The 24,963-nt window shown below is 58.1% G+C and carries 16 protein-coding genes; 6 read left to right on the forward strand and 10 right to left on the reverse strand.

Features of this window, described 5'->3' with window-relative positions:
* Positions 1 to 23 precede the first annotated feature (23 nt).
* The 5 genes from Z945_RS0109690 to Z945_RS0109710 all read left to right on the forward strand — a co-directional run bounded on the left by Z945_RS0109690 (position 24) and on the right by Z945_RS0109710 (position 5,088).
* Positions 24 to 1,382: a Y-family DNA polymerase gene (locus Z945_RS0109690; protein ID WP_241434487.1), complete on the forward strand. Its 1,359-nt coding sequence runs from the start codon at positions 24 to 26 to the stop codon at positions 1,380 to 1,382.
* Positions 1,383 to 1,880: 498 nt separating this feature from the next.
* A complete protein-coding gene (locus Z945_RS0109695; protein ID WP_025051910.1) occupies positions 1,881 to 2,390 on the forward strand; it encodes a hypothetical protein in 510 nt (169 codons plus the stop codon).
* Positions 2,387 to 2,785 (forward strand): phage holin family protein, encoded by a 399-nt coding sequence (locus Z945_RS0109700; protein ID WP_025051911.1) that lies wholly within the window; start codon positions 2,387 to 2,389, stop codon positions 2,783 to 2,785. The genes Z945_RS0109695 and Z945_RS0109700 overlap by 4 nt, the downstream gene beginning before the upstream one ends.
* A complete protein-coding gene (locus Z945_RS0109705) occupies positions 2,775 to 4,076 on the forward strand; it encodes a DUF3618 domain-containing protein (protein ID WP_025051912.1) in 1,302 nt (433 codons plus the stop codon). The genes Z945_RS0109700 and Z945_RS0109705 overlap by 11 nt, the downstream gene beginning before the upstream one ends.
* Before the next feature lie 64 nt (positions 4,077 to 4,140).
* Positions 4,141 to 5,088, forward strand: a complete 948-nt coding sequence (locus Z945_RS0109710) for a YihY/virulence factor BrkB family protein (RefSeq protein WP_025051913.1) — start codon at positions 4,141 to 4,143, stop codon at positions 5,086 to 5,088.
* A gap of 168 nt (positions 5,089 to 5,256) precedes the next feature.
* Here Z945_RS0109710 and Z945_RS0109715 read toward each other — a convergent pair whose 3' ends face one another.
* From Z945_RS0109715 to Z945_RS0109730, 4 genes are all read right to left on the reverse strand, one after another.
* Positions 5,257 to 6,354, reverse strand: a complete 1,098-nt coding sequence (locus tag Z945_RS0109715) for a C45 family autoproteolytic acyltransferase/hydrolase (RefSeq protein WP_025051914.1) — start codon at positions 6,352 to 6,354, stop codon at positions 5,257 to 5,259.
* 1 nt (position 6,355) lies between these two features.
* On the reverse strand, positions 6,356 to 7,363 hold the full coding sequence (locus Z945_RS0109720; protein WP_037970923.1) for an extracellular catalytic domain type 1 short-chain-length polyhydroxyalkanoate depolymerase: 1,008 nt from the start codon (positions 7,361 to 7,363) through the stop codon (positions 6,356 to 6,358).
* 23 nt (positions 7,364 to 7,386) lie between these two features.
* Positions 7,387 to 7,803, reverse strand: a complete 417-nt coding sequence (locus Z945_RS0109725; RefSeq protein ID WP_025051916.1) for a CopG family transcriptional regulator — start codon at positions 7,801 to 7,803, stop codon at positions 7,387 to 7,389.
* 69 nt (positions 7,804 to 7,872) lie between these two features.
* Positions 7,873 to 9,921, reverse strand: coding sequence for a catalase (locus tag Z945_RS0109730; RefSeq protein WP_025051917.1), 2,049 nt, complete (start codon positions 9,919 to 9,921; stop codon positions 7,873 to 7,875).
* 336 nt (positions 9,922 to 10,257) lie between these two features.
* Here Z945_RS0109730 and Z945_RS0109735 point away from each other — a divergent pair, with 336 nt between their 5' ends.
* On the forward strand, positions 10,258 to 10,776 hold the full coding sequence (locus tag Z945_RS0109735) for a DUF421 domain-containing protein (protein WP_025051918.1): 519 nt from the start codon (positions 10,258 to 10,260) through the stop codon (positions 10,774 to 10,776).
* A 77-nt stretch (positions 10,777 to 10,853) separates the two neighbouring features.
* On the opposite strand, the gene Z945_RS0109740 is transcribed toward Z945_RS0109735, so the two are convergent.
* The 6 genes from Z945_RS0109740 to Z945_RS20080 form a co-directional block, all read right to left on the reverse strand.
* Complete coding sequence (locus Z945_RS0109740) at positions 10,854 to 11,111, reverse strand: DUF3253 domain-containing protein (RefSeq protein ID WP_025051919.1); 258 nt, start codon at positions 11,109 to 11,111, stop codon at positions 10,854 to 10,856.
* A gap of 555 nt (positions 11,112 to 11,666) precedes the next feature.
* The gene (locus tag Z945_RS0109745) at positions 11,667 to 17,534 is read right to left on the reverse strand and encodes a DUF3320 domain-containing protein (RefSeq protein ID WP_025051920.1); all 5,868 of its coding nucleotides are present in this window, start codon (positions 17,532 to 17,534) and stop codon (positions 11,667 to 11,669) included.
* Positions 17,535 to 17,819: 285 nt separating this feature from the next.
* Complete coding sequence (locus Z945_RS20075) at positions 17,820 to 18,422, reverse strand: DUF433 domain-containing protein (protein WP_025051921.1); 603 nt, start codon at positions 18,420 to 18,422, stop codon at positions 17,820 to 17,822.
* 73 nt (positions 18,423 to 18,495) lie between these two features.
* Positions 18,496 to 19,625, reverse strand: a protein-coding gene (locus Z945_RS0109755; RefSeq protein WP_420911456.1) for an IS3 family transposase whose coding sequence is annotated in 2 segments (ribosomal slippage) — positions 18,496 to 19,382 and positions 19,382 to 19,625 — 1,131 coding nt in all. Because the reading frame shifts where the segments join, the coding sequence is not laid out codon by codon here.
* Positions 19,626 to 19,760: 135 nt separating this feature from the next.
* The gene (locus Z945_RS0109765) at positions 19,761 to 23,171 is read right to left on the reverse strand and encodes an AAA family ATPase (RefSeq protein WP_025051924.1); all 3,411 of its coding nucleotides are present in this window, start codon (positions 23,169 to 23,171) and stop codon (positions 19,761 to 19,763) included.
* Positions 23,168 to 24,382: a metallophosphoesterase family protein gene (locus Z945_RS20080; protein WP_025051925.1), complete on the reverse strand. Its 1,215-nt coding sequence runs from the start codon at positions 24,380 to 24,382 to the stop codon at positions 23,168 to 23,170. The genes Z945_RS0109765 and Z945_RS20080 overlap by 4 nt, the downstream gene beginning before the upstream one ends.
* Between the last annotated feature and the right edge of the window lie 581 nt (positions 24,383 to 24,963).

The raw sequence follows: 24,963 nt of genomic DNA on the forward strand, positions 1-24,963 counted from the left end.
CTGACGGGGCGAAGGTCTAATTCATGCCTGACCATATGCGCGGCAAAGCACAGGGGATCGAGCGGTTATACCTCGACTTCGATAGCTTCTTTGCAACAGCTGAGCAGTATCTTAACCCCGATCTGCGCGGCAAACCTGTTGGCGTGGTGCCGCTGGATTCGCCGAACACGGGATGTATCGCCGTTAGTCGCGAAGCCAAAGCGCGGGGTGTCAAATCAAGTGCCACGATCCGTGCAGCGCGCCAGATTGCACCCGACATGATATTTGTTGTCGCGCGTCACGACGTGTACGTGCGGCTGCACAACCGGATACTGGAGGTGATCGAAACATGTCTGCCGGTCGCAAATGTCCGTTCTATTGACGAACTGGTCTGTCATCTACTGCCGAGCGAGGCAAAGCAGGGTGAAGCGCTGGCCAACCGCATCAAACAAGCGCTCGCTGACAATTTTAGCCCGGTTCTGACCTGTTCCATCGGCATGGCGCCGACCGAACTTCTGGCGAAAATAGGGGCGGAGATGAACAAGCCCAACGGGTTTGCAGAAATCCATGCGGACGCCTTGCCACATGCTTTAAATGCGCTTTCCCTATCTAAACTGCCCGGTGTTTCGGACGGGATGGAAAAGCGTCTAATCGCTGCTGGGGTCCACTGCTTTGAAGATCTGTGGCGACTTGCCCCGAAACAGGCCCGTGCGATCTGGGGTAACGTCGAAGGGGAGCGGTTCTGGAACGGCTTGCACGGTTTCCACGTCGAACGCCCGAAGACAAAGAAACGCATGTTCGGTCACAGTCGGATGCTGCCCACGGATTGGCGCACGCCTGACAAGGTCGAAGCTTGCGCCCGCCAATTGACAATGAGCGCAGCCAGACGGCTACGGCGTGCGGACCTGTTTGCGACGAAAGTTACGCTGTCGTGTCGGGGCGGCGGCTATCGCAGCGCCACCGGTAGCCGCAAGGACGATCAGCGGTGGGAATGGCATGCACAGCTTTTGCCAGCGCGCGATGATCGAACGTTCCTGCGGACACTGCGCAGTGGATTGCAAGTCGCGCGCAAAGAGATGGGTTTTCGCCCCCGCTCAATCAGCGTGATGTTGCACGGCCTTGAGGAGGAGGCGTTGATGACCGGCGATTTGTTCGATGTTTCGCCTGCGCGGCATACGGAGACAGGCCCGGCCCGGAAAGCGTCGGCGGACTGGGAGCGTATCAGTGCGGTGATGGACAAACTGCGCATAGCCCACGGACCGGATTCGATTTCACTGGGGCCACGGTGCGACGTGCCGGGCGGGTACCTCGGGGCAAAGATCGCATTCGGCCGGATCCCCGACGCCGCAGATTTCAACTCGGCTGCGGTTCCTGACGAGCAGACCCATTTCTGCTCTTTTTAGGCTTTTCGCCTCCATAGCTGGAAGCAGACCGAGAGCTACTGTCGGAATAAATTGCTGGCATTGTGGTCGGAAAAACTGACACGGAAGACCGGCGACCCCGACAAATTTCTTGACGGTAGTGCGCCTTAAACCCACTTTCTGCGCCATAGTTAAGTTAGGTCGAAGTGCGGATACTCGCAGGCCCAGGTGTCATGCCGGGATGCAACGCACCTCCTGCATTTCATAGCTACAAAAGATGCAAAACCACCGTGAGGGTTGGTGATGTTCCTGATCAGGCAGACCCTTTTAATCACCACTTCTAACGACAAAAACCCGCGCGCTCCTACCATCCCCTTTCGGAATTCTCGCTAAAGGCGTGGAACGCTTCGACGACTTCACGCGTTCGTCATTAACATTTTGAGGCACGTGAAGGAGACGCAAATGCACAGCATCATCGATCTGATCGTCGTCACTCCATCTGCTTTGAATCCCATTACTTAATCGAAGAGGAGGTCTTCAATGAATACCGCTCCAAACAACACGACTGACAAAGTCAAGAAGACTGCCGCCAACGCGGCGGAAGGCCTGAAATCCGGCGCGCAGGACGCTGCTGAAAAGGCCGCAACAGAGGCATCGCAATATGCTGACCAAGCAAAAGGTGCCGCAGCGGATGAAGTGAAAGGTGTCGCTTCTGCCCTGCGAACCGCAGCAGACGAAATGCGAAGCGGGTCGCCACAAGAGCGTACCATGAGCCAGATTGCAGACGGCTTGGCAGATGCTTCGGACTCCATTCGCGGTAAGGATCTGGGCGAAATGGTTGGATCCATTTCCGACTTTGCCCGACGCAACCCCATCGCGTTCCTTGGCGGCGCGGCGCTGCTCGGCTTTGCGGCGACGCGCTTTGCCAAAGCATCCAGCGAAAACAATCGTCACACCACCGCCGTCGCACCGCTGAACAATGCGCAGGACTTGCCGCACGCGCAGTCCGCCGTGGTGGGGCGTCCAACACATCTGGGAGATCGCTCATGAATACCGATACGAACAAATCCGCAGGGGGCCTTTTAAACGATGCTTTGGCGCATGTGAGCTCTCTGGTCCGCAGCGAAGTTGATCTTGCACGGGCCGAAGTGAACGAAAACCTGAAAAGCGCCGGTGCTGCGATTGGCCTGATTGTCGGTGCTGTTGTCGTTGCATTATCAGCGTTGAATGTCCTGACCGCCGCGCTGGTGGCTGCATTGGCTGAAGCCGGACTTGAAGCGGGCTGGGCGGCTTTGATCGTCGGCGTGCTACTGGCTCTCGTCGCTTATGGCATGGCGAACAAGGGCACAAATGATTTGAAACTCAGCAGCTTGGCACCATCGCGTACAGCGAAGAACGTAAAGCGTGATGCCGAAGCCGTGAAGGAGGTTTACGATGACAAATGAACACAGAAGCTCAGAAGAGATTGAACGCGAGATCGAACGTGAACGCGCGGGTCTGACAAACACGCTCGACGAACTGCAAAACCGGTTCTCTGTAGATACGGTTGTGCGCCAAGTATCAGAGCAGTTTCGCGCAAACGGGGGTGACATCGCCCGATCCGTATCGCGCAGTGTAAAAGAAAATCCCGTCGCCCTTGCCCTCACCGGTGTTGGTTTGGCGTGGATGATTTTCGGAAGCGGTTCGCGAGAGGACCGCCGTGGTTCACGGGTCGACTATAGTGACGACTACCGCCGGACTGCCCGCACCCAAGCACGCTCGATGCGCGACCGCGAAGACTACGGCACTGCATCAACGGACTATGCCGGATCTCGCCATCACACGGGGTATTCCGATGACACCGGGTTCCGCCGGGCAAACCCCAGGGATCCGTACTACGATGGCCCCTATGCTTCGGATGATCTACCGTCTTGGGCGCGCAGCACAGATAGCCATTCAAGCGACAACGGTCAGGGCGTGGGCGAGCGGCTAAGTGATGCTGCCGGTAACGTATCGGACAAAGCCTCGGCCGCAGCTTCTTCTGTAGCTCAGAAAGCAAACGACCTCGGATCTTCAGCGCGAAATACAGCGAGTGATTTTGGCGATGACGCACGTGAGAAAGCAGGCAATCTCGGATCTGCCGCGCGAGCTAACGCGGCCGCTGCAGGTGCTGCTATATCTGACAGTGCCAACGCCATCGGAAGCAAGGCCCGTGATGTCGGGTCGGCCGCAGCAGACCGTGCTGCAGCGATGCGGGCGCGATTGGCGGAAGGAACCGAGAATCTGTCCGAAGAGGCGCGCCTGAGGGTTATTGCTGCACGTGAAAAAGCGATCGAGGCACGCGATGCTGCTATAGCGCAAGCCCGACGCAGTAGTGCACGTGCGTCCGACATGTTTGAGGATCAGCCATTGGTTGCTGGTGCTCTGGCAATCGCCGTTGGCGCGGCGATCGGTGCAGCTTTGCCCCGGACCCGGATCGAAGATGAGTACCTTGGTGAGCAGAGCGACAATCTGATGCAAGAAGCCGAGCGCGTTTTTGCAGAAGAGAAGCAAAAGCTTGGTAAGGTGGTCGATGCGGCGAAAGACGAGGCGCAGACCATCGCAGACGAAGTCAAATCTGATGCGAAGGATGCAGCAGGCGAAGCGAAATCTGTGGCAGGTGCTGTAGCAGACAAAGCCAAGTCGTCAGCGCAGCGCGTTGTCGATACCGCAAAATCGGAAGCTGACAAGCAAGGTGTTGGCAAACCCAACGCGTAATCCAGTCTAGACAAACGGCCCGTTGTGAGAGCAGCGGGCCTTTTCCCATTTCACGGAGGTCATTATGTCCCGAGGTCGCCAAGCTGATAAGCCCACTGGTATTCCGGTTCGCGGTTGGAAGGACATTGTATTCCGCGTCAAAGACGAAATCGCATCTGACAACGTAGGGCTAATCGCAGCAGGTGTGGCCTTTTATGGTCTTCTCGCTCTTTTCCCCTCAATTACTGCCATGGTCGCGATAAGCGGCCTTTTGGTCGAACCCAACATGCTCGTCGAACAACTCAATAGCCTCTCTGGTCTGGTCCCCGAAGAGGTGATCACGATCATGACGGCCCAAGCCACTGAGGTCGCGGGATCGCGGGAGGGAGGGCTGGGGCTTGCTGCCATCCTCGGTATTCTGGTCGCGCTCTATTCTGCGTCAAAAGGGATGGCGAGCCTCATGCAGGGCATCAATGTCGCCTATGACGAAGATGAAAACCGCGGGTTTTTTAAACTCAAGCTGGTGACTTTCGGTCTGACCCTGTTTCTGATTTTTGGACTACTCGTGTCTATGGCCGCGATGCTAGCCTTGCCCGCAGTCCTGTCCTTCATCGAATTAGGGCCCATCGTAGAGATTACGCTGACCGCTGCCATGTGGGTCGGGCTGGTGCTTTTGACGATGTTCGGTCTGTCCGTCCTCTATAGATACGCGACATCTCGTGATAATCCCGAATGGTCCTGGGCCTCTGCTGGCGCTGCTGTGGCCTGCCTGCTTTGGATCATCGCATCTGCCGGCTTCGCATTCTATGTCGGGAACTTCGGGTCATACAACGAAAGCTTCGGTGCGCTAGCGGGTGTCATTGTACTGCTGATGTGGTTCTGGATTTCCGCTTTCATCATCCTGCTGGGGGCGGAGTTGAATGCAGAGATGGAAGCGCAGACGCGCAAGGATACAACAGTTGGTAAAGACCTTCCGATGGGTGATCGTGATGCGATCAAAGCGGATCGCCTTGGTGAAGCAGAACGGGCGTAAGCTGATTTTTGATGACCATAGAGAACCCGAACTTCGCGTTCTCAAACCCTAGCACGTTAAGGACATCGTCAGCTTTAAGATCTCTGCACCATTCGGACCTGCTAACCCAAGTCGTAATATAGAATTGCGAGGGGGCAGGCAGCTCTGCCCGCCCCTTCGCAAATATCATCATGCAGCGTTTTGCCAATTCGGAACAAACGTCCGCCAGTCGGGTATTTCACCGCGTGCATAGGCTTCGCCAACGGCCTGCCAGTCGATACCCAGAGGATCTGCAGAGGTACCAACGGTGTTGGTATAGTGAATGGTCCGCTGCCCTTCCTGAAAATCATCGATGCTCTGTTCCCAGGCTTCATTGGTCCAATGTAAAACCATGGTACTTGTGACCGGGGCATACTCAGCTGTGAAGAGCGTGCCGAACCCTGCGGAATACCGGTCCTGCTTCAAGGGCGTTACCTTGAAGTTATCGACCAGTTTTTCCGGGGTCTCGCCTGCGGCAAGTAAAGTTTTCAGCGTCTCGGCACGCCCGTATGTGTCCGTAAATTCGGCACGGTCCGGCTTTGTTCCGTTGCTTTGATGGTTGGTCGCAAGCGGAACAGGCTGAACCTCTGCACCGCCCCCGGCGTAAAGCTCGACCGACGCGGTGTTGCCGGAGGCATCCGCCACAAGCACGTTGTAGCCCATGTGTGACGGCACGCGGTGCAGCACGGCAAGCGCCTCTTCGACCGTATCGCAAGTCTCCAGCACATACCGCAAGATTGTCGTGATGCCAAAGCCGCATCCGGTGTCCTGTCGCCCGCCATAGGCCAGCGCAATGCTCAGCCCGTTCTCATTGATACCGTCCGAAAGGCCCCAAAGGAATTCGACCATGCCCATGACCTTTTTGCCGCGCCATGCCGTGTGCAGAAGCAGCCCTTCGTTCAGGTCCGGCGACAGATCATAGTTGCGGACCAACCGAACATCCGTGTCCGATACGGCGCAGGCAAGCGAACAGCCGCCCAGATAGTTTGGCGGGCACCAGGTTGATAGAAACCTTGCTGCGCGGTCCGATCCGCCCGCAAGTTCGGTCAGCGCGGCGTGGGTCTCGACCAGTTCGGGCATGTATTCGGCAAGTTTCGCTTCGCATTCTGCGCGGGACGGACCGCTGTCGCCGCCACGTGCGATGAACCAAGGTTCGTAGGCGGGCCAGGAGCGGTTCCAACGGGCCTGCCATTTGGGACCAGGCGTTGTTTCGGATACTGCATCGAAAAGCATAGAGTGGGATGTCATGTTAAACCTCGTTCTGTGATATGGCTTTGAAAAAGCGGAGCATTTCAGCGCTGGCATCAGGGCCGTTTGCATCAGTGTAGGAGCCATTGGGATTGCCCCCGGACCAGGCATGCCCGAGGCCGGAAATCTCCCAATGCTCTGTCAGCGGCGTGCCGTTGTCGGACAGGGTAATCGTTTGGTTAAAGGCTTTGCCGCCCTCGGTGCCATTGTTCACAATCTGGGTCTGCTGCCCTGATGCGCTGTCGAGCACATCGTTGATGATCCTGCTGCCATTCGCGGGAGCCACCGTGTGATCGGCGGTCCCGTGAAACACGATTGTCGGAATCACCGTGGCGGTCTTTGTCTGGGACGGTCGGGAGCCATTGCCTCCCATCGCTGCAAAAGCTTCGTTCACGCCCCGCGCACAGCCGTATGGCAGCCCGGAATGCACCCCCACGGCTGTAAAAACATCACCGTAGGTTTGCCCCAGGATGACAGCCATTGCGCCGCCCGCTGAAAGGCCCGCAACGAATGTACGCCCCTTCGGTACATTGTTTTTCGTCGCAATCTCTCCAGCTAGGCTTGCCAGTATTGCCGGTTCGCCCCGCTCGCGTTTTTGATCGGTGCCGCTGAACCAGTTCCAGCAGGACTGTGCATTGTCGCCACGCGATTGCGCAGGAAGAACGACGATCATTCCGGTCTGCGTGGCGGTCTTGACGATATCTGTTCCGGTTGCAAAGTCATCGGGCGTTTGGGTGCAGCCGTGCAGCATCATCAGGACACCGTTGGCCGGCCCTTCCGGCATATGCAGAACATATTCACGCGATCCGGCCGCACAGGTGTACCGCTTGCGCGATGTTGCAGGCGCGGAGGGGTATGTCTTGGTACCAGCAGGTGAACCGAACCTACCATCAGGCATAAGTCCATGCTGTCGAAGCGTCTGTTCCACCAGCGTCTGCGCGTCCAGCTTGGCAGTAGGCCGCACGCGATCCATCGCCCAACGCATCGCGTCGGCGTTCAAATTCATCATCATATTTATCCTAGGTTAGGGGGTCAGCTAATACGATCAGCCAGTGCGGTTTTCACTTCCTTACTGGCCTGCAAAGCACCCAGTACGTTGATGGAGCCGATGGTCTGTTTAGCCAATTCGGGGGTGACGTCATGGGCAATACGGGCAAGGCCCACGACCTTGACATGCAGCATTTCGCCGGCGTCACGTACAGCTTCAAGGTCCGCGACGGAGTAGTCCCGCAACCCGAGTTCCATTGTATGACGGTCTATAGTGCTGGACACGTCCGGTTCGTGCGCGTCCAGCTGTTTCCGGATTGCGGTGCGGATCAAATCGCTGCGGTTGGAATAGAACCCTTCCTGTACCAGCAAGTCGATCCGCCCCAGATCCACAAATCCGAGATTGATAGTGATCTTTTCGTTATCGGGCTGTTTGCCCCGTAGGTTTACAACGTTTGACATCATGTTTCTCCATCCATGTGGATGGTATATAGATGTCTTACAGATGTGCACAAGGGGGCATCAGACCAATTAGCCCTTCATTCGGTCCCAGTAGCGCAAAGCGCGACAGGATTTTACAAAAGCATCGGCATTATTCAGTTCGATCAAACCTTCATCCGATTTGCCAGACAGGCCTGCCGCATCGAACAGCGGCTGGGCCGCATTGGTAAAGCCGATGAACTTGGCGTGTGCATAGGCGTCGCTGAGGAAATCCTTGGCGGGTTTCATCGCCGCAACAGACTTTGCCATGTCGTCGGACAGAACAATCGCAACCGCGTCGTAGACAACTGAAGGACCGCCATCAATCTTCTCGTCTGCTGGTTTCACACTGCCATCTGACAACTTTGCACCTTGAATATGCGGTGCGATGATTTCAGTCATAGCGCCTTCCTCTTTGAATGCGCTTTCAAGGGCGCTGATCAGGTCGGCATCCGCACCGTCACAGATAAAGATGCCCAACTTGCGTCCGGCAAAGCTGTTTGGGCCATTCTTGAGAATGCTGAGCGCATCGGAGGGTGCCACATCAATCGGCTCGCGCGCAGGGGTTGCCGCCTTTGGCATGTCTGTGATCCCGAGCCCCTTGGCCACCGCAGAGGCCAGATCGTCATGCACATTCATCAAATGGCTCAGCATCCGCAGCCGGATTTCTTCACGCTCGACCTTGGACAGTTCAAAGGTATAGGCGGCAGCGATGTGATCACGCTCCGTATCCGTCTGACTGATATAGAACTGCCGTGCCTGACTGTAGTGATCCGCAAAAGTTTCCGAGCGGGTCCGCTGTTTTTCACCAGCGACGTTTTCTGGATAGCTGTTAAAGCCCACATCAGGATTTTCACGCGGCCCTGCATCTTCGCTCCAGCTGTTTGGCTCGTAGTTCACGCGCCCTTTGGGGTTGTGCATCGCCATGTGACCGTCTTGCTGGAAGTGCCGCATGGGGCACTTCGGCGCGTTGATTGGAATATGGGTAAAGTTCGGACCACCAAGGCGTTTGGTTTGGGTGTCGAGGTAGGAAAAGTTGCGGCCCTGCAGCAGAGGGTCATTAGTAAAATCAATGCCGCGCACAATATTCTGTGTGCAGAATGCAACCTGCTCGGTCTCGGCAAAGAAGTTCTCAACGTTGTTGTTAAGCGTCATGGTGCCGATGATCTGGACCGGAACGTCTTCTTCGGGGATCAGTTTGGTTGCGTCCAAGATGTCAAAGTCGAAGCTGTCCGCGAATTCATCGTCGAACACCTGAATGCCAAGATCCCACTGCGGATAGTCACCCGCGTCGATGGAATCCCACATGTCGCGGCGGTGGAAGTCCGGGTCCATGCCGTTGATTTTCAGCGCCTCATTCCAAACGACAGATTGCAGGCCTTGGCGGGGCTTCCAATGGAACTTCACGTAGTGAGATTTGCCTTCGGCGTTGACCAGCCGGAAGGTATGAACGCCGAACCCTTCCATGAACCGCAAAGAGCGGGGGATCGCACGATCCGACATCGCCCACAGCGTCATATGCGTGGCTTCCGGAGTCAATGAGATGAAGTCCCAGAAGTTGTCATGCGCTGATTGCGCCTGTGGAAAGCCGCGATCCGGCGCAGGTTTGACGGAATGGATCAGGTCGGGGAACTTGATCGCGTCCTGAATGAAGAAAACAGGGATGTTGTTGCCAACCAGATCCCAGTTACCTTCCTGAGTGTAGAACTTAACCGCAAAGCCGCGCACATCGCGGGCCAGATCGGGCGAACCTGCACTGCCTGCAACAGTGGAGAAACGGGTGAAGACAGGGGTCTTTTCGCCCTCGCGCTGGAAGATATCGGCGCAGGAAAGCTCTGGAATGGCTTTGGTCAATTCAAACGTGCCATGGACGCCATAGCCGCGTGCATGCACAACCCGCTCCGGGATACGTTCGTGGTCAAAATGGAAAATTTTCTCGCGCAGAATATGGTCTTCAAGCAGAACCGGGCCGCGTGGTCCTGCAGTCAGCGAGTTCTGGCCGTCGGCAATCGGGCCGCCTTGGGCCGTGGTCATGGTCTGGTCGCGATCATCAGTCGTCTGGTGGGACGGGCCGCCTTTATCAAGTTCGGTCTTCTTCATGGTCTATCTCCCTTTGAGTACATTTACCAAGTCGAGGGGGTGTCCAATCAATGCACATCGAAGGCGTACTCTTCGACGTTGCTATTCCTGAAGTGCCGGCCAAGAGCTTTGGGGTTGGTGTGTTTTAAGGTGGCGAGCACTGCGTGGAACTTCCGGGTCTGTGTGCTGATTGGTTGTTTCCAAACGTTGGCGCGGTGTCATCGGTTCCACAGGAAGACGGCGCAAAGAATAAAGTATTCATCACGGGCGGTTTAAACCTGCTGCAACGCCCTACATACTAAACCAGCGCAGGCTTGAAGCAGCCGGTTCGTATATCGACAAAAGAAAGTAGGCCGCATGTTTGTATCAGCTGAGGTTTTAGATATCATATTGAGGGCAGTGGTCCTATCCGCCACGGCCGTCATCTGGGTGGTTCTGGTTGTGCGGGTTGTCGGACTGCGCGCATTCTCAAAAATGACTGCATTCGACTTTGTGGTCACAGTTGCCACCGGGTCTTTGTTGGCCGGTGCCGCCCAGGCGACCTCATGGTCGGGGTATTTTCAGGCTTCCCTCGCCATAGCGAGCTTGCTCGGTGTCCAGTACATTGTGGCCCGCGTGCGCAAATCCTCTGACGCGTTTGAAAACGCCGTTCAGAATTCGCCGGTTCTGTTAATGCGGGACGGCGTGTTTATCAACGAGGCCCTTACCAAGACACGGGTCGCGAAAAGTGACCTGATCGCGAAATTGCGAGAGTCGAATGTACTGGAGTATTCGCAGGTACGGGCTGTTGTTCTTGAAACGACGGGAGATATTTCGGTTCTTCATGGCGAAAAACTACAAGAAAAGCTCTTGGATGGCGTGGAGCAGGTTGGGTAAGTCCTTGGAGGGACGCTGCACGGGCTGAGGTGGCCTCGGTAACTCACGATCGCTGCTATGCTCGGCAGCGGCGCACGTCAATCCTTGATAGCAATTCTATAAATCCCGGAGAAGGTGTCGGGGTCAACCACCTCCCCGCCCTTCTTGATATCTATCTTGCCTGCTTTCGCCAATTCAGCGGCAACCTCTCGCATCGGCCCCATCAGCGGTCGCCATGTCCGTTCGTCAGCGCCACCAATATGCCTCGCAACTTCGGAAGGACAGATGGTCTTGTCCGGTCCGCGCTGCTTCGTGAGATCGAGCGTGGCGCGGATGAGCGTATCCCTGTCAGTCATAAGCCGGATGATCTGCCTGGTGTTGGATGGGTAACCCTACACTTTGTGTAGGCGCGCGCGTATTCTTGCGCCCCGCGCAACGTTTTTCAATGACTTAGCCATGGTAATAAGCGGATAATTTTGCGCCACCTGAGCGCATAATTTTGCGCTTATACCAAGTTGGCATGCCGGAACTGCTCATAGTCGCAAAGTAGCATCAAGCTCGTAGCCTTCTGCCTTTGCTTCTGTCGATATAGCGACGGTATTCCATCCACTATACCAGTATAGTGGGTGGAATACTTGAATATATCGCAAAAGCGTCATTGATCGGGCGGTACCGCAGGTAACCATTTTTAGCAGTAGTTTGACACGCAATTGCAGTTACAGACAAATCCGAAAAATTGTCTGTAACTGCGCAGGGGCATCGATCACGTTAAGAGCCCAAAGAGGGCCGTACAACGCGACGCTGTTGCTCATGTGTCTGCCAGAACCGTGAAATTGGTCGAGCCTCCTGATCGTGTTCGCTTTGGAAAGTTACAGATCGCAATCTCGATCTTCCTGTGGAGCTTCAGTGCTTCACATCGAAGCCGTTTCAGTCCGCCATTTCATACACGTTTCAAGATAGCTTCGACTGTCGGCTGTCAAACGCTGCAAGCCTGCCAGGCGCGATAGATCGCGCGCCGGGTCGTCGCTTTGTTCGAGCGTCTCTGCATTGGCGTCGTAAAGCCATGCAATTTCGGCGCGTGAGATGTCGCGGATGCTACGATTAAGGTTAGCCTGGAACGGCACACGGTATGAGTGACTGCCCTTGCTCCATGCAAAATCGACGCCGTCCGCATTGTGAATATCAATGCACGCCAATGCCGCGCGCACCTGTTCAACGATACGTCGCCCAGTACGTTGCCATCCATGTTTTTGAGCGACACGCCGGGAAAGGAGCGTTATTGGAAGTGGTCCTTCGTTCTCGACGATATCCTCTATGAGACGTTCAAGGCGCGGGATGTAGGCCGCATCGTAGAATTGCTCCGGGTCCGGAGATAGATCTCCGAATTCCTTCGTTTCGCCTGCTTCTATTAAATCATGTTCCGGACGTTTAACGCCTGCAACAAGAGGTTCTTCGCGAGGTTCGAGTAAATCCATTATTGGATCAGGCACTTGCTCCAGTTCCGCCGGAGCTGTCACCATTTCAGTTGCTTCACTTTGTTCGACAGGTTCGATTCCGTCGGTCGGCAATTCCTCTTCAAATAAAGTAGCTCGGGTGGCATCTTCTTCCGCGCGCCTTGCCCGGTCGTCCTCCAGATGGTTCGTCAGCGCGTCATGGATACGCTCCACGACGGCCTTTGGGTTCTTGAACCAATCAGTCGACCAGATGCGCAAAATCTTCCAGCCGAGGTTTTCCAGAACAGCTTGTCGTACTTTATCCCGGTCTCTGGCCGTGGCAGAGCCGTGATAGGTCGCCCCATCGCATTCGATCCCTGCAAGGTAGACGCCCGCATGATCCGGATGCACGACGCCCAAGTCGATACGGAAGCCCGAGACGCCAATTTGCGGTCGTAATTCCCAACCTTTCGCCTCGATGGCCGCCTTGATGGCCGCCTCAAAGACGTTCTCCACAGGGCCGAGCGAACCATCGTCTTGCGAAGGAAGTGCAACTGCCCCACGTGCCGCGAAGTCCAGGAAACCCTTAAGGTGCTTTACGCCAAGCGCCTTTGTGCGGGTCAAATCGATCTGATCCGCACGAACCGAGGCAAAGATGTGCAACTCCTGCCGGGCGCGGGTAATAGCTACGTTCAGCCGCTTCTCCCCACCATCGCTATTGAGAGCACCAAATGCCATCGAAAGCTTACCTGCGTGATCCGGACCGAAGGTGGTCGAGAACAGCATGATGTCGCGTTCGTCCCCTTGGATGTTTTCCAGATTTTTAACGATGACGGGTTCTTCGCGATCGTCTTCAAAGAACCATTCCAGTTCGGGATTCTTGCGGCGCTCCTCATCCAGCAGGTCGAGGATCAGCCCTTGTTGCTCACCGTTAAAGGTGATGACGCCAAGCGTGAGGCGCTCTTCTTCAGGCAACAGGAGCCATTCTGTCAACCGGCGCACAACCATACGGGATATGGCTCGGGCCTCGTCCTCGTTAGTGCGTCCCATGCCACGGGCATAAGTGCCATTTATCTGGTGCAGCTTTACTGCTTGGGATTCCGTGGCTGGTGACGGAAAGGTCACCAGTCTCCCGCCATAGTAATGCCAGTTGGAGAATGCGATTAGTGATTCATCCCTGCTCCGGTAGTGCCAGTCAAGTTGCTGGGTCGGTATGCCCGCAGCCGACACCTCGTCAAGAATCGAAGCGAGGTCTTTTTCGCTTTCTGGCAGATCCTCTTCGGGGTCATCATTACGACCAAAGAAATTGGTTGGAGGCAGCTGCTTGGGGTCACCAACGATAATAGCTTGCCGTCCTCGTGCGATGGCGCCAATCGCGTCCCAGGTTGTGATCTGAGACGCTTCATCGAAGATTACGACATCAAAGGCAGCTTGCCCCGCAGGCAGGTATTGCGCGACAGATAACGGTGACATCAACACACATGGTGCGAGCTTGGTGAAGGTATCAGGCATTTCTGAAACCAGGGATCGGATCGGCATACTGGGGCGTTGCAGGCCGAGCTGGTGGCGCAGGGTTCCCAGCTCGGATTTACGAGCCACGCCATCGCGAGCGGGTAAACCATGCCGGATGCGGTGAAGGACTTGCCCTGCTGCCATCTCAGTAGCACGATCGTCGAGGGCGCGGAACTTGTCGATCGCGTCCTCATGGGACCAGTGGGAAAAGCCCCGCAGCGCTACTTCTGCGTCCATGGCCCGCGCTAGCCACCACTGGGCGTAGGCCGTGGTGAAAGCTTCTTCGGCGGAACAGGTCAGACTTCGGGCTTCGACAGTTTCGACCAGAGAGGACAATCCTGCCCCGCAGGCTTGATTGCGGACGTTGATCCAACGGGTCCAGTCCTCCAAAGCCGCGCGGTTCTCCAACGTTTGATCAAGCAGCTGGGTGAGCTCATCAATTGAATACTTTGTCGGGTCGGTGCCTGCTACTTGCTGGAAGGCATCCGCCTGAGTGATCCAATGTTGATGAAGCCTACTAAAGCCATCCAGGGCTGCCCGTAGGTCGCCAGTCTCGCGGCGTGCCAGTGTGAGTTTGACCTCAGACCATCGTGAGTGATCCGAGACCTTGGGCGCCAGCGGGTCGGTCACCGCTCTGAATTGCTGCGCCTCACCAATCAACTGGGCCAAACGATTGGCGTCGGTTCCGGCCTTTTCGAAAGCGGGGCAACTGGCCAATGCAATCGTCTCGATGTCGCCGTCGATCCGCCGCAGGGCATCGAGACCGGCAATGTCGTTACTCGGATCAGCCTTGCCACCTGTAGCGTAGGTCTGCAGCAGCTTTCGCACTGCGGATTTGGCGAAGGTTGAGAACGGCCAGAACTTGGTTTGGGCGCGTCGCCAGTCAGCATCCATCTGATCGAGCGGCATCGTGCTCAGTCGATCCAAAGGATAACTTGCCGATAGTGCCGCGGACGCGGTGCGATACGCGTCCAACATTGGGGCAAGTCGTTCACTTTCCTGGACCGCGTTCGACAGGTCCGTCTCCAAGCCCCAGCTTACATCGGAACCGGTGGCCGGCCACCCAGAAAGAGCCACCAATGCTTCAAGCCGCTCCTTGGTCAGAGCATCTTCAGTTAACCCACACAAAGCAGTTATGGCGGTCGCTTGCTCTGCCATCTCGCGAGTGGCCTTTCGCAGGTTCTCCGAGCGCGACAAAAGCTCAGTTTGCCAGCCAAAGGACCACTCTTCAGCACCGACCAGTGGCAAAGCAGGTCGGTCCTGAACAACTTGGTGATAGCGCCCGATCGCCTCGGCAAGGTCCCTTAAATGCGCATAGCTCTCGGCGTCGTGGGCATCCTTGTTGTCGAAGGACAGCTCAAAAGAAACCTCTGTGCGCGCAGCGTGGCCCACCGCTTCATAGACGTTAAATCCCTGTGTACCCTTGCGGTGAAGGGCGGTAACGTACTCGTTCAGCTGAGTGCGTGTGACCGAAAGGTCATCAGTCACACGAATCCATTCGTCCTCCGACACACTGCCCTGTCGATCCCAGCTACGCCCCAATTGATTCAGCACAGACTTTCGGTCTGCCTTGTTGGAATGGAGTTCTAAGACGGCATCGCCAAGCCCATGGGCCGATAGGCGACGATGTACGACGTCCAGCGCCGCGGATTTTTCGGCAACAAAAAGCACTGTTTTTTCAACAGCGAGACACTGCGAAATGATGTTCGCAATAGTTTGGCTTTTGCCGGTTCCTGGAGGGCCGATAAGGACAAAATCATGCCCGTCCTGTGCAGCAAGGACGGCCGCCAACTGTGAAGAATCCGCAGGCAACGGCGTGAACATATCTCGTGGTGCGACCCGTCGGTCCACATCAGCGGCCGTGGGAAGTGCGGCCGCACCTTCGGCAAGGAATGGCTCGGTTGGATTGTCGACGAGGTGCTGTACCAGTGCATTGTTGCGCAGGCTGTCCGTCCGCTCCACCAGGTCTTTCCACATTAGGAACTTGGCAAAGGAGAAGGTTGACATAGCCAGTTCCTCCACCACCTCGAACCCCGCCACGTCGCGCACCTTGCGTCGCATGATTTCAAAGATCAGCGGCAGGTCGTAGCCGCTCTCATCACGCGGCAACTCTCCTTCAAGTTCCGGGATATGAAGGTCAAAGTCGCGCTTGAGGAATTCGAGGAGGGTCGCGTTCAGGCGGACGTCGTCCTCATGGTGCTCGATGATGAATTCGGATTGGGCCGAGCGACGCGATACCTTCACAGGGATGAGCAGCAATGGAGCGCGATAGCTGCGTGTATCGGTGTCTGTCTTTTTCCAACGCAGAAACCCTGCGGCGAGAAACAGTGTATTGGTCCCGCCTTCCTGCATGTCGCTCTTGGCCTTGCGGAAAAGCCCGAGAAGGCGGTTGTTTGTATCTTTTCCTGTCAATGGGACAGCCAGTTGTCCTTTGGCAAAGGCATCGCGCGCGACCTCTTCGAGCAGCTTAGGCTCTTCCTTGTTTAGCAGGTCACGCTGCCCGACTGGGTCTTCGTCCTTGAGTGCAAGAGCTTTGAATTTCTTTCCTTCGGCCAATTGGTCTTCAAGGCCCGAAACGTCCGGACAGACAAAGGGAATTGTCTGTTTGGTATCGCGGAAATTCAGCAAGCGGTTGCGCAAGGATAGATCCAGCAGCTTACGTTGCCAGCGAGAGATCCGATCTTGTGGGGTCTTCGGATCTTCATCTACGAGATCACCAGGCAGGAAATCGAAAGCCAGCGGCTTCGGCAAGGCCGACGGCGCAGCTTCGATCTGTTCAACGTCATGGTCTTCCTCGGTGCTATGGGATGCAAGAGGCCGAATGCGCGCGACGCGTGCCCGCCGAACATCAACTGCCAATTGGAAGGTATGCTCATTGCGTTCAGCCGTCAGGTCACGTCCGACGCTGACTGCCTGCTCCAAACCGATAGTTGGTCGCTTTGTTAGAAGTGTCGTCTCCATGGTGATAAATTCGCGGGCGTCAATGGCCTTGCGCACAGTCATGACATCAGGTTCCGTCACCTGACCGAAATCGCGTTCGGTAAGCCAAACACCTGTCCAAGCGTGTCCCTCAGAAAATAGAACCACCGAGTTCAACCCAGCCGCTTCGAAACACGCAGCAAGCAACAAGGAACTGTCCAAGCAGGTTGCAAGCCCTTCTGATTTAACGCGCGCTGGGCTGCGAACCTTCTGGCCGCGTGTCTCGAAAGATGCTGGAGGATAGGCATAGGTCAATCCAAGCGCGGTGGTCGCAGACCAGATTGCTCCCGAAAGCATCCACGCACGGCCTGGGTCTTTCGACTGGTAGCCGTCAATTGCGCCGCTTTGTCCGCCTCGCTCCAGCAGCCGACCGGCCTCCTTCAGGATGGCTGCCACCACCGCATCATTGGGCGAGACATAAGCAGCCAGCAGATGGGCCATATCTCCGATGCCGCCCCATTCGTCCCGAGCCAGCATTTCGATCCGACGGTCTTCGCGAAACAGTTCCGTGTCACCGGCGGATACCGTCAATTGCAATTGGCCAAACTCTGCCTCGTTCAGCCCGGATAGGAGCGCGTCGTTTAAGGGCGTTTTGAGATCAGACAGTTTCCGTTCTTCGCCTGGGCCAAGCCGATCCAGCGTCCAGGTTTTCGGCTTGATGACAGAAGGCGTGCTCTCAATCGTAATAGAAAGGTTCTCCAGTGGCGCATCTGTCCCATTGGCTAATTTAATCTCGCGAAGGATTGAAACGCCGTTCTGGGCAGAGGAGAAATTGATTTTCTCCGCCGTAGAGAAAGTTACCCTGAGTTTCTGATCTTCCTCGGTGGTAATTATTGGATCAACGAAATCTGACATGATTAAACTCTTTGTAAGTATGGCTCGATGCTGCACACGCTACTCTGCGTGTCAATCTGTAGTGAAGGTGCGCATGCTAAAGATAAGATTTGAACTACAGAAATGGCTCGCAGTTCGGAGAGTTTGATAATTGTCCTATGCACATCCCTCACAGATCTATGTACATAGGAAACTTACATCAGTCGCGAGCAATGAGGCCCGCATCAGAGGGTCGTTTCAATCTCCATGGGGATCAAGGCAGCAGCGGTTTCGGCGGCCCTTTCCAGGTTGCCAGAGAGAACAGAGTCAACCTGGGACATTACTGAGCGGATGAGCCCTTGCATATAGGCTTGCCTGTTCAAGATGCTCTGCCGACAGGCTTGGAAAATTCTCCAAAATGTAGTGAACGGTTTCAAACTTGCAGAGATCCGCTAATTCGTAAACACCAATTCGTGTTCCGCGCATGACCGGCAGCCCACCCCTAATTTCAGGATCGAATAGGACTGCAGCCTCGGCGCTTGCCAATGAGGCCATTCTTGAAACCGTCTTCGAGACCGAGCCAGCCAAATCAACGCGCAATATGCCTTTCTCGAATACACCCTGCTTCGATGAGCTTCTCGCTACATCGCCAATTTCTCGCAGCAATTGACGGCGGAGCCGAGGACTAAGAAGGTGTCCGACCGCCAGGTCAAAATGTACAATTGGGCACGCGATCGGTTTGAGCATCTGCTGGGAACCGCTAACAGCCTTCTTTGATTTGGAAAATACGGACTTGGGAAATCCACCTTTCTTGATCATTCGGACCACAACCTTGCGATCCACGTCAACGACCGCAGCGACTTCACCCAAGTTGAATGGTCGTAAAATCGATTTTGGCAGATCCGAGAACGTTCTGAAATCGGATTTCATTGCGTCGCCTTTCGTATTAAAGCCAAGTCGGAAAGTGGACCTGTCGCGCTTTCGTGCCGCCCCAAATGCTCGTTTAAGCCACTTTCCTTTCGAAAGCGACGGGGTTTTTCCAGCCCAATGCTGAGTGCCGTCGACGCGGATTGTAGAACCCATTGATGTACTCGAAAATGGCCATCTCAGCCTGCCTTCTCGTTTCCCACGACCGTCGCCAGATGAGCTCGGCCTTGATGGTTTTGAAGAACGTCTGGACGGCGGCATTGTCGTAAAAATTGCCTTTGCCGCTCATGGACACCTTGAAGGCATTCTGACGCAGGATTTTCTGGTAGTCGTAGGAACAATATTGCGACCCGCGATCCGTGTGATGAATGCAGCCTTTGGGCGGTTTTCGGAACGCGATGGCCATGCTCAAAGCCCTGATCGCAAGGTCGCGTTTCATCCGGTTGCTGACAGCCCAGCCAATGACGCGCCGTGAATGCAGGTCCAAAATCACGGCCAAATACAGCCAGCCTTCGTGGGTCCAGATATAGGTAATATCACCAGCCCATTTCTGGTTTGGAGCATCTGCGTTGAAGTCGCGATCCAACAGGTTGGACGCAATGTTGAACTTATGATTGTAATCGGTTGTGGCCTTATGTTTGCGGGTTCTAATGGCTGATATGCCGTTGAGGCGCATCAATCGGCCTACGCGACGATGGCCAATATCCAGACCAATCTCTTTCAATTCCTCAGTCATACGCGGCCTGCCATAGCTGCCGAGTCTGAGACGAGATTGTTCCCTTGTGTGGGCCAAAGTCACCATATCAGACCGCTGCCTACGGCTTGCAGGCCGAGTGCGAAACGCACGCGGACCACGCGGGCTGACATTCATAACATGGCACATCCGGCCAACAGAAAATGCAGATCGGTGCTTTTCGATAAATCTAAACCTCACGGCTTTTGCCTCGCGAAGAACACCGTGGCCTTTTTTAGGATTTCCCGCTCCTCCTTGAGAATGCGGTTCTCACGCCGAAGCCGGTCATTCTTTTGGGCGAGGCTCAAATCTTTCTTCGACACCACATCCGTGTCTCGGTGCGCTGCAATCCATTTATTCAGCGTCGACATCCCGACGCCCAGATCATCAGCCACCTGCTTACGCGTTAGCCCACTGGTCAGGGCGATACGCACCGCATCTTGCCGGAATTCATCCGTTCTTCCCGTGCTCATAGTTCGTCTCCTTTGCTGCCCATTATGCTATCAAAGGAGCGGCACCAAACCGCGACAGGTCCATATCTCATCGTCGGCATGAAGTGTGCGCGCAGCAGGGCAGGTGAGCCGCAATCCCAAGAGGTCCTAATCGGGTCAGGCCGCTACGACATCCCGGCCGGGCAACTCAATCACTCGCACACCGCTGATCCTGGCTCGCGCCATCTCCACCAGATGAGCGTGATGGGTGAACAGGATGGCCTGTCCGCGGCTGCCCAACTCTGCCGTCAGATCAAGGGCGGCGGCGGCGCGCTGATCGTCGAAGCTCTCGAGGATGTCGTCCGTGACGAATGGCAGCGGCCCAGCGTCGCGCACGAAGGCCGCGTGGCCCGCGATCCGCAGCGCGAGATAGAGTTGTGCGCGCGTTCCTGTCGACATCCCGTCGGCCGGCACCGAACGTCCCTCAGAAATCCCGACAAGCCTTTCGTCCTGCCCCCGCACCCATGTGTCGAGCCGAGACCAGACGCCGCCGGTTAGTCTGCGGAACGCAGCCTCGGTGTCGGCCAGCATCGGGCCCCGGCGGCTTTCACCGAGACGTCGCAAAGCGGTCCGCGCAGCTGCCGCGCCGATCGCGCGCATTATTGCCTCTCGTGCGCCGCCGGTCAGGTCTTCCAGGATCGCGGCCCGCTCTTGATCGGCCTCCGCCCCGCCGCCGGCCATCAGAGCCGAGGCAAGCTTCTGCTGCGCGGCGCCGGCTTCTCGGTCCGCGGTAGCGCTCGCACCTTCGGCGCGCGTCAGGTCGTCAGCGAGTCCGGCACGTCGAGCAGGATCGAGGATCGCCTCTTCTTCGTCGAGCCTCACCGCATCGAGGCCCCGTCCGGTCTCGGAGTTCTCCGCCTCCGCGCGTTGTCGCTCGCGACGCAGGCCGTCCCGCTCCTCGAGCCTGGTGACAAGTTGGTCGGGCGGCACGTCGCCGGGCATTTCCTGACCGGCCAGTAATTCCGATATGCGCCTTGCCGCCAGATCTTGCGCCGAGCGTGTGTCTTCTACCGCAGTGGCAGCGTCGTCACGCTGCTTGGTGGCGACGACGATCTCCGCCTCAATGCGCTCCGCCTGGGTCCGGCGCTGGTGTGCCGCCCGCACCAGTGCCTCGGCGGTGACGGCAGGCCCGACTACCTCGCGAATGCGCGGTGCGACCGCCTCGAAGGTTTCCAACGCCTGCTCCATACGCCCGATCCGGTGATCCAGTTCGCGCACCTGATCCAGGGTATTCGCGAGCTCGGCGGCCACCGGCAGGGCCTCGCGCAGGGCGACCGGGGACATCCGCGCGGCCCAGGTTCCTGCTGTCACCTCGGCGAGAGCCTCCTTGCGCGCCGCGAGCCGCTCCTGCGCACGCTTCACCTTCCGGTCCAATTCGGCTCTCTGTTCCTCTTTGGTCTGCCAGCGCGCGAGGGCCGTCCCGGCCTCGCGCAGCTCCGACAGTCGCGCCTTCGCGGCGACGCCAAGGGGCATGTCGTTTAGAGACGCACTGCTCGCCGCCAGAGCCTTTCTCACCTTGCGTTCCAGGTCTGCCCTTCGCTCCTCTGCTCGCCCGAGTGCCGCAGTGGCGGCGCGCTGCTGTTCTGCCGCATCCAGCGCGAGCGCCAACGCTCGGCGGCGCGGCAGAAACGCCTCCGGCGGGGTGCTTGGGTCGAGCAAAAGACGCGGCGCGAGCGCTGCAAGCCGGTCACTCACGGCCTCGCTCTTTTCCCGTGCCGCCGCGGCGGAACGCCCGGCGACGACTTCCTCGGCGCGGGCCGTTTCAAGCTCCTCGGACCGACGCAACAGCAAGGCGCGCGCCTCGGCCCCCTCCGCGTGAGCTGCCGTGGCCTCGTCGTCGGCGCGCATTGCGGCCTCGAATGTCTCGGCCGTTTCCACGTCGAGGGCCGCGCGGTGCGTGGACCATGCCTGTTCCCTCGCACACCTCCTGCGCTGGATGTCCGCGATGTCCATTGCCGCAGGGTTGGCCGCTGCGGCAGCGTGGCGCGCTTCGGCTGCCCCGCGCGCGGCAATCGCATCGTCGCGCAGTTCCTCGGCAACTGCCTGCGCATCGCCAGTTCGCGCCGCCGCTTGCACCGTCGCCGAGACCTCCTCCTCGGTCGGAAGGCCCTCCGGCGCCAAATCTGTCTTCCAGCCTTCGGGAAGGTCCGCCGCGGCCATCCCGGTTGCCGAGACGGCCTCTGCCGCGTTTTCGCGAAGCGCCTCCACATCGGGGGCCTCGGCGCCCAGGCGTTCCCACGCCTCGGCCAGCGCCGCTTCTCCCTGTGGGGCGGGCGGCGCATCGCCCTGCCCATCCGCCGCGTCGGCCAGTGCCTCCTGAGCGCCGCGCAGATCGTGCTCCGCCTCCCTCACCTCCTGAAGCTGCGACGCCAAGAGGTCGAGCGTTTCCGGAGCGAGGCGCGTGTCTTCTGCCGCCACCTCCGGGCCGCCCAACCGTCCCGCCAACGCGTCAGACGCTGTCGCGAGTCGATCGCGCTCTGCGCGCCGCTTCTCCAGATCCGCCTCGGCCCCCGCAACGCGCAACAGCAGCGGCTGGTCGTCGAACCGCAGTCCATCCAGATCGTCGAGCAACGGGCTGAGATCGAGCCCTTCCGGATCGGGCATCAGCTCCTCCGACAGCAGTCTGGACGCTTCGGCACGATCCTCCGTGGCGCGGCGTTCTCGTTCTGCGGCCTCTCGCGCTTCCGCGGCGACGCGTACCACCTCATGCGCGGCACCCTGCGCCAGGTCGGGACCGGCGGGATAGCTCGCCAGGGCTTCTGCCAGATCCGCCTGACCCGCACGAAGGTCCCGCCGCCGCGCTGCCGCCTCGGCGTAGGCGATCGCTCGGCGCGACTCGGCCACGGCCTCGCGCGCATCTTGCACGGCCGCCTCTCGGGCCGTCGCTTCGGCGCGGAGTTCGTCAAAGCGTGTCGGCGAGAGCCGCCGATCGCGCATCTCCGTCTCCAGTTCCTTCAGCCGGCGTTTCGCGATCGGAAGCACCTGCGCGCTGCCCCCCTTCTTGTAGAAGTGCTCGACATCCTCGCTGATCTCGTCCAGCGCGCGCGACAAGCCGGAAATCCCGCTGGTGCCGGCATGGAGGAGGCGGCCGAGATCGCCCTTCGCGGCGGCGATCTCCTCGCCGCCGGACCGCAACACGGCATCGTCCAGCGAAAAGCGGGTTCGGTAGGCGTCCCTGTCGAGCCCATGGAGCAATGCCGCCAGGCGGTGCTCGGTCATCTCGCGTCCAAAGTCATCTGTTAGGGAGCCGGTATTTCGTGCAGTGCGTTGCAGCACGAGCGGCCCTTCCGCCGTCTCGAGCTCGGCCCCGACGAGCAGGTCCTTACGCTCGAAGCGAAAGGCATACGGGTGGCCTTGCCTCTGGAACCCGTAGAGCAGGTCGAGCCAAGCGGCAAAGGCGGTGCTCTTGCCGGCCTCGTTGGGTCCGAAGACGATCGTGACGTCCGTCCTCTCGCCCGCGGCCCCGAAATCCAGAGAAATGTCCTCGAAGCGGCCGTAGCGCGCGAGGTCGAGCCGGCGCAGCCTCATGTTCCCTCCGCGAGTGCCAGGCGCGCCGCGACGGCCGCCAGGCCTTCCTCTATCAGGTCATCCAGCTCTCCGGGGTCAAGCACCTCGCGCAGCTCTGCCGGCATAACGTCCCGGAGGTCCGTCAGCATCCGCTCCGCCTCATTCCTGAAGCCGGGGCTCAGCGCCTCCTCCCGCATCGTCGCTGCGAGATCACCAACGAGAGCGGGCGCGGCGGGCGCCTGTCCGGGCTTAATGAGCACGCGATCGAGATGCAGACCCTCCACGTCCTCGGCCAGCACCTTGAGGAAGCGCGCCGCCTCACCGGAACGCGCCGAGTAGACCTGCGCACCGGGCCCCGATAGCGTGACCCTCAGCACCGACGGGCCATCGCCGGCGCGGGCGGCGGCCAATGCTTCGCGCACCCGGTCCGCCTGGGCCTCCAGCGCCTCTTCCCCAGGCATGGGCACCTCGATCTCGCGGAATGCCACCAGTTCGACGGGGATCGCCTCAGCTCGCGCTCCGTGACCGTCGATTTCGACAAGCGTGACCGAACCACCTTCCGCCTCGCGGATGTGCCGACCCTGGGGAATGCCTGCCATGACCGCGAGCACGCCATGGCCGCGCCACTCCTGTCGCTTGTGGATGTGCCCCAGCGCCCAGTAGTCGTAGCCATGGCCGAGCAACTCGGAGACCGAGCAGGGTGCGTAGGGATCGTGCCCGCTCGTCCCGTCCGGCGAGCAGTGCATCACTCCGACGTTTATCCGACCGGGCACTGGCGTCGGATATCGGGGCAGGAAGCTCCGCGTCTCGGGCTGGCCGCCATGCGACAGGCCGTGGTAGCTCACGCCGCCCACGTCAACCGTGGGCCGGTTATGATCGAGGAGCATCACATTATCCCCGAGTGGGCCGTATCGCCCATGATCGAGCAGCCCGTCGTGGTTGCCGCGGATCAGGATCGCCGGAATGCCAGCAGCACCCAGTCGCGATAACGCTACCGTCAGCACCGTCCTCGCAGCGACATCAGGCACGCCACTGTCGAAAACGTCCCCTGCCAATACCAGCGCATCGACCTCTTTCTCGATTGCGATATCGACGATCTGCCGCAGCACGTCCCGCGACGCCGTGCGCAATCGTTCTCCGAGAATGGGATCACGAAGCGCCACCGAACGGAGCGGAGAATCGAGGTGAAGATCGGAGGCGTGCAAAATTCGCATACCCGGGAGAATATTCATCCCATTACAAACCACAACTCTTTGCTCTGAATTGCAGGCCCCTTTCGTCCACGAACTTCGCCTATCAGATTCTCAACTTCCTTGAACTGACCTGAGCCATGGTATTCGCGGCCGAGGCGAGGATTGTCCTGCCGTGCGCCGAACAGACAAATCGTCGCGAACGAAAATGCGAGCCACGTCTACTCGCGATGCGGCGGAATGACTTTGCGCACTGGGTCGAACGTCCCATGCTGGTTAGCCAGAACCGGGCACCTACTGCGACGAAGGCTATGGACTGTTCCGGTCCAAACCAGTCATTTGTGTAAGACGCCGCAGATGGCTGGGCCCAACTCGCAACCAACATTGATCTCAAGGAGTTACCGGGCAGCAGCCCCCCGCTGAAGCGGTAGCGTAAGAAGGAAAAGGCAGCACGGTTGAACACTTCCCAGATGCGTATTGCAGGGTTAAGGTGCGCAGCCCGCATCCCTGACACCAGTAGCGTTGAATGCCGGTGCGCTTTCGTCCCTACTTCTGTCTGTATTCGACACCGCAGGACGGGCACGGTTTCTCGTGGGTTGCGCGCGCTTCGATCTCGGAGATCG

Source organism: Sulfitobacter noctilucae (assembly GCF_000622365.1).
GTDB lineage: Bacteria > Pseudomonadota > Alphaproteobacteria > Rhodobacterales > Rhodobacteraceae > Sulfitobacter > Sulfitobacter noctilucae.

Excerpts from the sequence above, each read along its gene's own strand:
- Z945_RS0109720 (WP_037970923.1), bottom strand. The coding sequence starts at position 7,363 with ATGATGAATTTGAACGCCGACGCGATGCGTTGGGCGATGGATCGCGTG.
- Z945_RS0109710 (WP_025051913.1), top strand. The coding sequence starts at position 4,141 with ATGTCCCGAGGTCGCCAAGCTGATAAGCCCACTGGTATTCCGGTTCGC.
- Z945_RS0109700 (WP_025051911.1), top strand. The coding sequence starts at position 2,387 with ATGAATACCGATACGAACAAATCCGCAGGGGGCCTTTTAAACGATGCT.
- Z945_RS0109745 (WP_025051920.1), bottom strand. The coding sequence starts at position 17,534 with ATGTCAGATTTCGTTGATCCAATAATTACCACCGAGGAAGATCAGAAA.
- Z945_RS0109690 (WP_241434487.1), top strand. The coding sequence starts at position 24 with ATGCCTGACCATATGCGCGGCAAAGCACAGGGGATCGAGCGGTTATAC.
- Z945_RS20080 (WP_025051925.1), bottom strand. The coding sequence starts at position 24,382 with ATGAATATTCTCCCGGGTATGCGAATTTTGCACGCCTCCGATCTTCAC.
- Z945_RS0109740 (WP_025051919.1), bottom strand. The coding sequence starts at position 11,111 with ATGACTGACAGGGATACGCTCATCCGCGCCACGCTCGATCTCACGAAG.
- Z945_RS0109715 (WP_025051914.1), bottom strand. The coding sequence starts at position 6,354 with ATGACATCCCACTCTATGCTTTTCGATGCAGTATCCGAAACAACGCCT.
- Z945_RS0109735 (WP_025051918.1), top strand. The coding sequence starts at position 10,258 with ATGTTTGTATCAGCTGAGGTTTTAGATATCATATTGAGGGCAGTGGTC.
- Z945_RS0109765 (WP_025051924.1), bottom strand. The coding sequence starts at position 23,171 with ATGAGGCTGCGCCGGCTCGACCTCGCGCGCTACGGCCGCTTCGAGGAC.
- Z945_RS0109725 (WP_025051916.1), bottom strand. The coding sequence starts at position 7,803 with ATGTCAAACGTTGTAAACCTACGGGGCAAACAGCCCGATAACGAAAAG.
- Z945_RS20075 (WP_025051921.1), bottom strand. The coding sequence starts at position 18,422 with ATGAAATCCGATTTCAGAACGTTCTCGGATCTGCCAAAATCGATTTTA.
- Z945_RS0109695 (WP_025051910.1), top strand. The coding sequence starts at position 1,881 with ATGAATACCGCTCCAAACAACACGACTGACAAAGTCAAGAAGACTGCC.
- Z945_RS0109730 (WP_025051917.1), bottom strand. The coding sequence starts at position 9,921 with ATGAAGAAGACCGAACTTGATAAAGGCGGCCCGTCCCACCAGACGACT.
- Z945_RS0109705 (WP_025051912.1), top strand. The coding sequence starts at position 2,775 with ATGACAAATGAACACAGAAGCTCAGAAGAGATTGAACGCGAGATCGAA.